We start from the raw sequence: 12,183 nt of genomic DNA, 5'->3' as shown, positions 1-12,183 counted from the left end.
CCCGCGCTCCAGCCGCCGTTGCCGGAACCGGCGGGCCCGTTGTAGCGGGTTTCGATGCGCATTGTCGGCCTCCGGTGGAACGTGCCGGCGTCGTCGCCGGGCCGTACCGCAGCCTCGCACGATCGCGGTGAGAGCCATCTGCCGGCCGGCGTTCATCCTGCCGACACCAGTGGTCCCCGTGAATGGCAACCCGGGCCCTTACACAGATCCCATGGCCGTTCTGCATGCCGCTGGCGCACCCCTGAAGACCAGCGGATACACCCTGCTGATCGCCGACGACCCCACCCAGGTCGCGGCCGCGCAACGCCTGCGCCACGAGGTGTTCGCCACCGAGCTCGGCGCCACCCTCCTTCCCGGCGAGGCCGGGTTGGACGTGGACCCCTTCGACGCGTACTGCGACCACCTGATCGTCCGCGAGGACAGCACCGGCGAGGTGGTCGGCACGTACCGGCTGTTACCGCCGGGGCGCACCAGCCGGCGCTACGCCGAGGACGAGTTCGACCTGAGGCCGCTCGACCCGCTCCGCGACGACCTGGTCGAGGCGGGCCGGTCCTGCGTGCACCCGGACCACCGCTCCGGCGCGGTGATCAACCTGATGTGGGCCGGCATCATCCGGTACCTGCACCTACGCGGCTCCCACTGGCTCGGCGGCTGCGCGTCGGTGCCGGTGGCTGACGGCGGGCGGACGGTGGCCGAGGTGTGGACCCAGGCCCGGGCCCGGCACCTGTCGCCGCCGCCGCTGCGGGTCCGCCCGTTGCGGCCCTGGTTCGCCGAGGCGGCTGCCGCCAGCCCGGTCGCCGGTGCCCCGGCCGGGCGGGTGGCGGTTCCGCCGCTGCTGCGTGGCTACCTCCGACTCGGCGCGTGGATCTGCGGCGAGCCGTCCTACGACAGCGACTTCGGGTGCGCGGACTTCTACGTCCTCTTCTCCCTGGACCGGATGAACCCGCGCTACCTGCGGCACTTCCTCGGCGGTGAGCAGCGGTGAGCGCCGTGCCGCTCGACCTGTGGCGGCCCTCCTCGGGCTGCGACGACGACTGCCTGCCAGCGGCCGGCGAGGTGCCCACGGTGCCGCTGGCCCGCCGGGTGCTCCGGCTGGTCGCCGTGCTCGGCATGCTGCTGGCCGGAATTCCGGTGGTGGCGCTGCTGCCGGTGCTCCCCACTTCGGAACGGCAGGCGCTGGTCAGTGGCTGGGCGCGGACCACTGTGCGCGCCTTCGGCGTCCGCCTCGTGGTCCGGGGTCGGTTGCCCCGGCGGCGCGCGCTGCTGGTCGCGAACCATGCCTCCTGGCTGGACATCCTGGCAGTGCTGGCGGTCGCGCCCACCCGGATGGTGGCGAAACGGGAGATCCGCTCCTGGCCGGTGGTTGGTCTGCTGGCCGCGGCGGCGGGCACGGTCTTCGTGGACCGCGCCCGGCCGTTGGCGCTGCCGAGGACCGTCGCCCGGGTCGCCGACGCGCTGCGCGCAGGGCGGTCGGTGGCGGTCTTCCCGGAGGGTACGACGTGGTGTGCCGGGAACGATGCCACCGACTGCCGCCCCGGCGGTGGGTTCCGGCCCGCGACGTTCCAGGCGGCCATCGACACGGGCAGCCCGGTGGTCCCGCTGCGGCTCACCTACCGCTGTGCGGCCACCGGGGCGACCACCACGGCAGCCGCCTTCCTCGGCGCCGACACCCTGCTGCGCTCGGTGGCACGGGTGGTGGCGGCGCGGGAGCTGGTGGTCTCGGTGACGATCGCCGCCGCGCTGCACCCGGCCCGTGACGCCGACCGGCGGTTGCTGGCCCGGGCCGCCGAGTCGGCCGTACACCTGGTGCCCACGGCGGGTGCCGTGGCGCGGCCCCGGCTGCGGCCGGTCCCGACGGCGACCCCGGCCGTTTCCGTGCCACCGCCCGCCACGGGCAGCGACCTGGACCTGGCCGCCTAGGGGAGGTACGCCCGCACTACCGCCCCGGCGGCGCGAGAGTCGCGACAGTCTTGTGATGTCGCGATGTATCGCGTTACAGTCTTCTTCTGTTCGGCGTGCCCTCCGCACGTCGTCGAGAGGGGGACGCCATGGCCGGTTGGACGGTCGAGAGCCCGCAACGGCTCACAGTGGACGCTCCGGTCGTCCGGCTGGACGTTCGACTGATCAGTGGGCGGCTCAACGTGGTCGCCACCGACGGGCCGACCCGGATCGACGTGACCCAGGTCGGCCGTCGGCCGGTCCTGATCGACCACACCGACGGTCGGCTCAGCGTCCGCCAGGAGCGTGGTCGGGGCTGGCCCGACGTCCTGCGCTGGTTCCGGATGATCCACCGCTATCCCCGGGTGGACGTCTCCATCGCCGTGCCCGCCGACGTCCTCGCCGATCTGGGCCTGGTCGCGGGCTCGCTGGTCGCCTCCGGCCTGCGTCGGCAGACCACCGCCCACGTCGTCGCCGGCCAGATCACCCTGATGGGGTTGCGCGGCAGCACCTCGGCGAAGCTCACCTCGGGCCCGGTGGAGGCGCTCGGCGTCCGCGGTGATCTCACGGTGGAGACGATCTCCGGGGAGGTGATCCTCGCCGACAGCGCCGCCGACCGGGTGCGGGCCCAGACCGTCTCCGGCGCCATCACCTGCGATCTGGACAACCCCCGGGGCAGCGAGATCCGGTTGACCACCATCTCGGGCAGCATCACCGTCCGGGTCCGCGCGGACAGCGACCTCGCCGTCCAGTTGACAACCGCCTCCGGCCGGATCACCAGCGGCTTTCCGCAGCTGCGCAGCTCGACGTTCCCGCTGCCCAGCAGCGAGGGGGTGCTCGGCGCCGGCGACGGTAAGCTCTGGGCTTCCGCGACCTCGGGGAGCATCGCCCTGCTCGCCCGAGCCGTCGACGACGATGGAGAGGAGCTGCCGTGACCGCCGTGTTCAGCCACGGGCGGCTCCGGCTCTACCTGCTCAAGCTCCTCGACGACGGCCCGAAGCACGGCTACGAGCTGATCCGCCTGCTGGAGGACCGCTTCCTCGGTCTGTACGCGCCCAGCGCCGGCACCATCTACCCCCGCCTGCAACGGCTGGAGGTCGAGGGTCTGGTCAGCCACACGGCGGCCGGCGGCCGCAAGACGTACGACATCACCGACGCTGGCCGGGCGGAGCTGCGCCAGCGGGCCGGTGAGTTGACAGCGTTGGAAACGGACATCGCGGCCTCCGTGGCGGACCTCTCCAGCCTGGCCGGCGAGATCCGCAGCGAGGTACGCGGATCGGCCCGCGACCTCAAGCGGGAGTTGAGCGAGGCCACCCGGCAGACCCGGCGGGCCCGGTGGGAGGCGCCCGCACCGCCGCCCAGGCCGGCGTCGACCGCCGGGCCGCAGGCCGAGCTGTTCGACGAACTTGACCAGCGGCTGGCCGCGTTCACCGCCGAGGTGGGCCGGCTGATGCGCGCCCGACAGTTCAGCGACACCCAGCTGCGCACCGCGATCCGGCTGCTCGACGGCGCCCTGGACGGGTTGCGTCGCCTGCTGCGCTGATCGGCGTCGCCGGACGGTCGGTGACTCACAGCCTTTTTGCAGGAAGCGTCCAGCGGTGGCGCAGTGACGTCACCGATGATGGGCGCATGCCCGCTACCCAGACCGAGGCGCGACTGCTTGTCGTCGAGGACGACCCCAACATCCTCGAACTGCTCTCCGCGAGCCTGCGGTTCGCGGGCTTCGACGTGGCCACCGCGACAAGTGGAAGCGCGGCGCTCAACGCCGCCAAGGACCACCGGCCCGACCTGGTGGTACTCGACGTGATGCTCCCCGACCTCGACGGTTTCGAGGTCATCCGGATGCTCCGCGAGGGCGGCACGCGTACCCCCGTGGTGTTCCTGACCGCCCGGGACGCCACCGACGACAAGATCCGTGGGCTGACCCTGGGTGGCGACGACTACGTCACGAAGCCGTTCAGCCTGGAGGAGCTGACCGCCCGGATCCGCGCCGTGCTGCGTCGCACCACCACCGGCGAGCAGGCCCCGTCCCGGCTCACCTTCGCCGACCTGGAGCTGGACGAGGAGACCCACGAGGTGCACCGGGCCGGCCAGCGGGTGCAGCTCTCGCCGACCGAGTTCAAGCTGCTGCGGTACCTGATGCTCAACGCCAACCGGGTGCTGTCCAAGGCGCAGATTCTCGACCACGTCTGGAACTACGACTTCCGTGGCGACGACAACATCGTCGAGTCCTACATCTCGTACCTGCGGCGCAAGGTCGATACCACCCAACCCCGGCTGATCCACACTCTTCGCGGGGTCGGGTACGTCCTGCGCAAGCCGGCGGCGTGAACGCTGTCCAGCAGGCGAAGGGGCGGGTGCGAAGCGTTCCGCTGCGGGTGAAGCTGGTCGCCTCGGTGCTCGCGCTGGTCGCCGTCGCGCTTCTGGTGATCAGCTCGTTGACCGCGTACTTCCTCCGCAACTACCTGGAGGGCCAGGTCGACGGGCAGGTCCGGTCGACCGCCCAGGGCCTCGGCCAGTTTCTTCAGAAGCTGCGCAGCGGTGAGGTCGGCGCGATGCTGCCCAGCGACTACGTCGTGATCGTGGCCGACGAGCGGCAGGTGTACGACCCCCAGTACGACACGCGCACCTTCTACCCCGCCCAGCTGCCCACGTTTCCCGCCACCCGCAAGGACTTCGAGGCGGCGGAGGGCGAGCCGCGCACCGTCATCTCACACGATCGCCTCACCCGCTGGCGGGTGTACTACGCCCCCCAACCGGACGGCTCGGTGCTGGCCGTGGGTCAGCCGCTGACCGAGGTGGACCGGGCGGTGAAGCAGCTCGTCTGGATAGACCTACTGGTCGGTGGCGCAGTGCTGATCATGCTGGCCTCGGTCGGTGCCGCGATCGTCCGGACCAGCCTCAAGCCCCTCGTCGAGATCGAACAGACCGCCGCCGCGATCGCCGGCGGTGACCTGACCCGCCGGGTGCCCGACCCGGAGGAGGGTCAGGCCGAGCCAACCTCGGAACTGGGCCGGCTGTCGCGCGCGCTGAACGCGATGCTCACCCAGATCGAGGCGGCGTTCACCGCCCGGGCCGCGTCGGAGACCTCGGCCCGATGGGCGGAGAGCGCCGCCCGGGATGCCGCCGCCGCAGCTCAGGCGTCCGAGGCGCGGGCCATCCGCTCCGAAGAACGGATGCGGCAGTTCGTCGCCGACGCCTCGCACGAGCTGCGGACTCCGCTCACCACGATCCGCGGCTTCGCCGAGCTGTACCGGCAGGGTGCGGCCCGTGAGCCGGAACAGACCGCCGGCCTGTTGCGCCGGATCGAGGACGAGGCGTCCCGGATGGGTCTGCTGGTGGAGGACCTGCTGCTGCTCGCCCGGTTGGACATGGAACGTCCGCTCTCGCTGACCCCGGTGGAGCTGCCGGTGCTCGCCTCCGACGCGGTGCAGGCCGCGCGGGCGATGGCACCGGAGCGGCGGATCGAGTTGGAGATCGCTCCCGAATCGGGCCCGCTCGTCGTCTCCGCCGACGACGCGCGGCTGCGGCAGGTGATCGGCAACCTGGTCACCAACGCGCTCACGCACACCCCACCGGAGGCTGAGGTCCGGGTACGGCTGCGCGCCGAACCCGGGGGCTTCGCCGTCGTGGAGGTGGTCGACACCGGCCCCGGTCTCTCGGCCGAGCAGGCCGAACGAGTCTTTGAACGGTTCTACCGGGCCGACGCGGCCCGTACCCGACGAGCCGACGGCAACACCGGGACCGGCCTTGGCCTGGCCATCGTGGCGGCGCTGGTCGCCGCCCACCACGGTTTGGTCGAGGTGGCCGAGACGCCCGGCGGCGGGGCCACCTTCCGGGTGCGGCTGCCGCTGCTGGCGCAGGTCGACAGCGCGGGGGAGTGACTTTCAGCCAACTTCCAGGACGGTTCCAGGTTGATTGCAGTGCGGAGGGAGAAGGTAGTCCCATGACCGAGTTCGAGTCCGACCCGCAGCGCCGGCCGGCCCCCACCGACGCCGAGCCGTCGCACCCCACCGCCGAGCTGCCGCGCGACGAGCGTGTGCAGTCCGACTCCCCGACCACTCCCGTACCGGTCGTCTCGACCGGCGGCGACCCGACGGTCGCCTCCACCACCGGTGACGCGGAGACCACCGCCGCCACCCCGGCCGGGTACGCCGCGCCCGCCGGCCAGCCGACCGGGTACGAGCCGTCGACCGGCTACGAGCGCCCGGCCGCCACGCCGTCCGCACCGCCGTACCCGGTCTCCGGTCACCCGGCGCCCGGCCAGCCCGGCTACCCGCAGCCGGCCGGCCACTACCCCGGTGCCCCCTGGTACCAGGGCCAGCAGTCCGGCTGGGCCGGCGGGGGCCAGCCGGGCATGCCGTACGCCCAGCACCAGCAGCACCCCGGGCAGCACCCGCAGCACCCCGGGCAGCACGCCCAGCACGCCCAGCACCCCGGACAGCACCCGGGCCAGCCGGTCCCGCCGTGGGGCCCGCAGGTCGCGCCGCCCGGCAGCGGCCCCCGGCCGGGTCGAATCGCCAAGTTCGCCGGTGCCGGCGTCGCGGTGTTCGCCCTGATGCTCGGTTCCGGTGTCGCCGGTGGTGCGCTCGCCCTCGCCCTCGACGGCGACGGCGGCGGCATCACCCGCACCTACTCCGCGGCTCCCGTGATCAATGGCGCGGACCTGCCGAAGATCGCCGCGTCGGTGCAGGACAGCGTCGTCTCGATCACCACCGGCAGCGGTGAGGGCTCCGGGGTGGTGCTCAGCGCCGACGGGTACGTGCTGACCAACAACCACGTGGTCGCGTCCGCCGCCGGCGACGCCGTGCGGGTGGTCTTCGCCGACGGCACGACCGCCGACGCGAAGATCATCGGCACCGACCCGAAGACCGACCTGGCCGTGGTGAAGGCCAACGGGGTGAGCGACCTCAAGCCGGCCAAGTTCGGCGACAGCGACGCCATGCAGGTCGGCGACCAGGTGCTCGCCCTGGGCAGCCCGCTCGGTCTGCAGGGCTCGGTGACCTCCGGCATCCTCAGCGCCCGGGACCGCACCATCCGGGCCGGTGAGGGTCAGCCGCAGGACCCGACCCAGCAGCAGGGCCAGGCGGTCTCCTCGATCTCCGGCCTGCTCCAGACGGACGCCCCGATCAACCCCGGCAACTCCGGCGGCGCGCTGGTCAACACCCGGGGCGAGGTGATCGGCGTCAACACCGCCATCGCGACCTCCGGGCAGAGCACCGGCAACATCGGTGTCGGGTTCGCCATCCCCAGCAACAAGGCCAAGGACGTCGCGGGCAAGCTCCAGCGTGGCGAGAAGGTCAGCCACCCGTCGCTCGGAGTCGGCGTCAACCCGGCCGAGGGCGGCGGCGCCCTTGTCGCGTCGGTCACCCCGGGCAGCCCGGCGGAGAAGGCCGGCCTCCAGCGCGGCGACGTCGTCACCCGGTTCGGCGACAAGCCCGTCAACGACTCGGACGACCTGGTCGGCGCGGTGCAGGCCGGCAAGGTCGGCGACCGGGTCGAGGTGCAGTTCAAGCGCAACGGTGTCGAGAAGTCGGCGACCGTGACGCTCGCCGAGACGTCCTGACCAGTTACTGAACCTGCTTCCTCCCTCCGGCGGCGGGTGGCGGGGCCGAGGGGCACGAGCGGACCCGGAGCCTCCGCGCAGGAGTTCTCGGCCAACTCCAGGCCCAGGGCACCGTCCCGACCGAAGCCCCGATCGCGTGCCCAGGCGTACGGGCCGGTGATGGTCAGGTCGCGGCCGTTGCCGGACGTGTCGGTCAGGTATGTCGGCGTGTCGCTGGCCGGCCCGTCCAGCGGCCACAGACCCTCCAGCTTCACCCCCGGGTTACCTCCGTGCGCGGCGGCCACCTGGGCGGCGGTGAGGGCGCCCTGCCAGGCCTGCACACCACTGACCGACCCCACGACGTGATCCACAGGAATACCTGTGTACTTCGCACAGCCGATGGTGACCGGCCCGTTGGCCTGCCAGGGTGCCGCCAGCCTTGGGGCCGACGAGGCCAGGACACCGTTGACATACAGGGTCATCCGCTGGGCTGTGGCGTCGTAGACGCCAGTCAGATGGGTCCACCTACCCACGTCGGCAGCCATACCAGCGGGGGATCTCGCCCACGGCGCCGAGGAGCCGTCGGAATCGACGTCCATCATCAGGAAGCCCCAGTAGTGGGTGCCGTCCAACACCCGCGTGCCGAGATACCAGCCGCTGTGCCGTTCGCCGTCCTGACCGATGACCGTCTGGTTGCCCAGACCCGGGTCGTCCACCTTGACCCACGTCGCGATCGTGAATGACTCGTCGGTCCGCACCGCAGGCCCGCTCGTCGTAGCGCACTGCTGCTGGCCGTTCAGTCTCAGTGCGGACGCGACCCGGCCGTGCTGGTCCTCGACCCACGGCACGTCCTCCGGCACCACCGCGTCGGAGGATCGGCCGGTGGCCTCGGCGCCACTACCGCGCAGCTGCCAGTCGCCGACCAGGCCGGCGGGCAGTTCGGCGGCGGCACGGGCGATCTGTTCCTCGGAGAGCAGGCCCTGCCAGACGCCGACGTGGTCGATCCCGCCGATCAGGTGGTACAACTCCGAATCCGCGCTCCCGAAGCAACCGACAAGGAAGCGGCTCTTCGCGTTCCATGGCGTGAACGGAATTTCACCCTCGGACGCGAACTGCCCATTCACGTACAGCCGCATGATCCGCGCCACCGGGTCCACAGTGGCCGCCACATGCTGCCACTGGCCAAGCGGCGTGGACGTCGGCGCGTAGATGCTGGCGAAGGGCGAGCCGTCGAAGTCGCCGCCGGTCACCGCCAGCTCCCAGCGGTCATGGACGTGGTGGTAGAGGAGGTAGAACGAAGGCCGTGCCGTACCGACCTGAGCGATCACGGTACGGAGGGAAGACTTGTCGGCCAGGTTCACCCAACCGGAGACGGTGTACTCCGCGTCGGTGCGAACCGTCGGTGCACTCTTCGCGCAACCCGCACCGCTCATGGCGAGGGCGGCACCCGGCACTCCCTTGCGATCGGCGCCATAGCTGACCCCACTGCCGAGGGTCAGATCGCGTCCCTGTCCCGAGTCGTCGAATCCGTTCCCATCGAGCCTCCAGGTGGCCTGTGGCTGGGCTTGGGTGATCCGTCCGGTGAAGAAGTTGAACGCGGTCCGCGCCGAGTAGTTGCCGGCGTTGTCCTGCGCCCAGACGTAGACGACAGTTCGGCCGACCTCCGGAGTGAAGGTGACGGTCGTCGTGCCGCCGGATGCCTGGAAGGCCTGCATCGCGTCGGTGCCGATGCCGTAGGCGAACTGCTTGACGCCGGACATGGCGTCAGCGGAGGTGAAGCTGAGTGTCACAGGCGCGCCGGCGACCGGGGTGCCCGAGACGCGGGTGACCACTGGCGTGGTGGGAGCGGTGTGGTCGACCCGGAAATAGCAGTATCCCGTCCAACCGGTGGCCTCGCCGTCCACGTCGTCGTAACCCCGCACCCGCCAGTTGTAGGCCCCGTCGACGAGAGCGGGGGCGGTCCATCCACGCTCGACGCCGGAGGTGGTCCATGCCGAGGTGTGGTCAGGGGGGTTGGTCGGACCGTTGATGTCGAACTGCACCTTCACCGAGCCGTCGCCGTCGCTGGCCTTGCCGTAGAGCGTCGGAGTGGGGACGTTGACCCATGGCCCCGGTGACGTCGTGCTGCAGTTGCCTCCGGGCGACGTGCGGATCGCCACCGGAGAGGAAGGCCGGGACTGGTACGTCGCCTTCAATCTGACGTTGGCCGGATCGAACTTGGCCCAGTGTCCACCACTCTCGTTCCCCATCCTGAGGCCGAAGGTTATCGAGGCAGCGCCTGCGTTCGCGTGCCGCTGGACGTGGTAGCCGACGTTTCCTCCGTTGAAACTCTGCCAATTGGCCGACTGACCGCAGTTGGCCCCGACCGTCTTGGTCTGCAGCGGCCCTTCATGCAGCCACGTACCGGCCATGCCATTCCAGGTGGGAGTGCTGCTTGCCAATGAGTTCGTCTGCCAGATGCCGACAGACTCATTACAGTTACCCGTGTGCACCAGGTACGCGTCGACACTCGTCGTATTCACGAGACGCCGGCCCGACATCGCTGAGATATCGAAGTAGAAATGCGACCGCCAGATGTCCCCGTGGTCGTCCCAATTTGAGCCGACGCGGGCCACCTCGCGGGGCCAGGAACTACCCGAGGTCCACTGGGTGTTTCCGTTGGAATCATTCACGGGGGCCCACCTGGCCCACTTCAGGTCATAGCTCGGGTCGATGAAGACCGGGAACTGCGTTCCGCTCAACACCGCCGGGTCAACGGCCACTGTGAGTGATCCTTTGTCGACACGTACGTCGACCCGAGCCACCGCAGCGGCGTCGGACGGACCACTGACACTGGAGCTGGTCACGGCGCTTTCCCGGCTGGAGTCGAGGGTCCCGGCACCCCGCTTCCCGGCGGAGGGCTCACCAGTCGCCGCCGTCGAGTCCCATGCCATCGCCGGCGGGGCAGCCGCGAACAACCCACCCGGACCGGAGATGGTGACGCGATTGTCGGTCACCGCCACGTCGGCCGATCCGCCGAGGACGAACCGCGTCTCCCGGACTGCCGGGTTCTTCGCCGCCACAGCACTCTTGACCACCAGCAGGTGCGAGAAGCCCCCGCGTTCGGCACGCACCACCAGGTCGACGTCCGGATAGACGTTCGGGTAGGTGATCGTGTCGCCGTGGATGACGCCCTGCGGCAGCGCGCTCGGCCACCCGAGCGAGAAGTCCGCGCCAGCGCCCGTCATGGTGGCGAACGGGCCTTGTCCGCCCTGGGAGAAGACCACGTCGGCCGTGGAGGCGACCGGACGGACGCGACCGTCGCCACCGACCGCCAACGTCGTGTCGATCCCCCGCCAACGACTACCGACCTTTGCCCACTGCGGCTCGGCCCACGACTCTAGGGTGAGTTCACCGGAGGGTTGCGCGAAGACCTTCGTGGTCTCCGAGGCTGCCGCCAGCACTTCGACCGCCGTCTCGCAGGTGCGTGCGAGCGAGATCGCTGCATTCTCGGATGGCGCCATTGCCGCACCGCCGGTGGCGGCTGCGGAACAACGGTCCGATTCGGGGGCAGCGGTGGCTTGACCGCTCGCCCCGACAACCGCTATCGCGCCCGCCAAAAGGGTGCCGGCCGTAATATTTGCCAGCCAGGCATGACGAAGTAGAACCACAGCCGCACCCCCGTAGAGCAGCCCAAGAAGTCTTGCGGCAGACAATACATAGATCCACTGCGTTTAACCATACGCAATTTCGTTGATAAAATTGAGGTCGAATCCAGAGCAGATCGACCATTTTGGTCGGTTGGCAACGATGGCCGGGCTTGGCCACTGGCGCTCGCGGCAAGCGACCGCAGTGCGACTCGCTCGAATTCGACCGTTTCCGACGGTGTGGCGCGGGACGCGGCGAAGCCCGTTCCGACAGCAGAGCATTGGTGCGTACGCGAATTGGTCGCCGCCGCACCTCGCGTGGCGCAATCCCGCCCTCGCCCGCACCAATGGGAGCAATTCACACATCAGAAAGGACCCGATCACGGCGCCCTGCCCGAGACCGGCCCAGCCCACATGGCACCCTGCCCCCCGCGCCGGCCCGACCCAGGCGGCCCGCCGATGACGCAGGCGGGGATGGCCGACCACTTTCACGATGGCTGCCCCGCTCGCCCCCTTGATGGGCGATGATGCCTGGCCATGGTCATGCCGTCGGGATGTCCGTGGCACGCGACTTGCAGGATTCCGTCGATCACCCCATCTCGCCCGGCGTGTCCGTATCGTCCAGCCAGCGCGGCGGGCGGTTCATCCGATTTGATGGTGCGTGTCGGGTGGCCGGGGCCACCCCGGCGGCGGAATCGTGGGCCGGGCCGGGTCGTTATACGTGGCAGACGACCGCAGCAGCCCGGGTCACCGCGGGCCGGCCGCCGGAACAGCCGCCGGGAACACCCGGCAGGCCGCCCCGGTTACACCCCCGAACGGCCGAGCACCACAACGGCCGGCCCCTAGCGGGTAGGCGGAATGATCCGCCACCGGCACCCGTTACACCCCGTCCCGACGCCGACCCCCGTTGCGGGTCGCCGGGCAGACGAACTTTCCCCACACCACCACTCACCCCCGGGTGTGGGTGTGGAAATCCCCCGAGGCAGAGGAGCACGCCATCATGCGTACCGATCTGATCCGTAAGACCGCCCTGACCGCCGCCGGCCTCGCGTTCACCGGAGGCGCCATCGCCGG

General features: G+C 70.8%; 7 protein-coding genes and 1 pseudogene. 7 read left to right on the top strand and 1 reads right to left on the bottom strand.

Translation table 11 applies throughout. The annotated features are described in order from the left end of the window. Positions 1 to 211: 211 nt before the first annotated feature. The 7 genes from ABZ749_RS17080 to ABZ749_RS17050 all read left to right on the top strand — a co-directional run bounded on the left by ABZ749_RS17080 (position 212) and on the right by ABZ749_RS17050 (position 7,504). Positions 212 to 985, top strand: coding sequence for a GNAT family N-acyltransferase (locus ABZ749_RS17080; protein ID WP_357228713.1), 774 nt, complete (start codon positions 212 to 214; stop codon positions 983 to 985). Next, positions 982 to 1,920 carry a lysophospholipid acyltransferase family protein gene (locus ABZ749_RS17075; protein ID WP_357228710.1) on the top strand — a complete coding sequence of 313 codons (939 nt, stop codon included), beginning with the start codon at positions 982 to 984 and terminating at the stop codon, positions 1,918 to 1,920. The genes ABZ749_RS17080 and ABZ749_RS17075 overlap by 4 nt, the downstream gene beginning before the upstream one ends. A gap of 128 nt (positions 1,921 to 2,048) precedes the next feature. Then, positions 2,049 to 2,873, top strand: a complete 825-nt coding sequence (locus ABZ749_RS17070) for a DUF4097 family beta strand repeat-containing protein (protein WP_357228707.1) — start codon at positions 2,049 to 2,051, stop codon at positions 2,871 to 2,873. Next, positions 2,870 to 3,481 (top strand): PadR family transcriptional regulator, encoded by a 612-nt coding sequence (locus ABZ749_RS17065; RefSeq protein ID WP_357205138.1) that lies wholly within the window; start codon positions 2,870 to 2,872, stop codon positions 3,479 to 3,481. Before ABZ749_RS17070 ends, ABZ749_RS17065 begins: the two co-directional genes overlap by 4 nt. Before the next feature lie 86 nt (positions 3,482 to 3,567). Then, the gene (locus ABZ749_RS17060; protein WP_030336721.1) at positions 3,568 to 4,269 is read left to right on the top strand and encodes a response regulator transcription factor; all 702 of its coding nucleotides are present in this window, start codon (positions 3,568 to 3,570) and stop codon (positions 4,267 to 4,269) included. Then, on the top strand, positions 4,266 to 5,822 hold the full coding sequence (locus tag ABZ749_RS17055) for a HAMP domain-containing sensor histidine kinase (protein WP_357228704.1): 1,557 nt from the start codon (positions 4,266 to 4,268) through the stop codon (positions 5,820 to 5,822). The genes ABZ749_RS17060 and ABZ749_RS17055 overlap by 4 nt, the downstream gene beginning before the upstream one ends. A 62-nt stretch (positions 5,823 to 5,884) precedes the next feature. Further along, complete coding sequence (locus tag ABZ749_RS17050) at positions 5,885 to 7,504, top strand: trypsin-like peptidase domain-containing protein (RefSeq protein ID WP_357228701.1); 1,620 nt, start codon at positions 5,885 to 5,887, stop codon at positions 7,502 to 7,504. Between the two features lie 290 nt (positions 7,505 to 7,794). On the opposite strand, the pseudogene ABZ749_RS17045 reads toward ABZ749_RS17050, so the two are convergent. Beyond that, positions 7,795 to 8,916 (bottom strand): annotated as a pseudogene (locus ABZ749_RS17045) (LamG domain-containing protein); the annotation flags it as partial. Between the last annotated feature and the right edge of the window lie 3,267 nt (positions 8,917 to 12,183).

This window comes from Micromonospora sp. NPDC047753 (assembly GCF_040642735.1).
Lineage (GTDB): Bacteria > Actinomycetota > Actinomycetes > Mycobacteriales > Micromonosporaceae > Micromonospora.
This window is presented reverse-complemented; position numbering and strand designations above follow the sequence as displayed.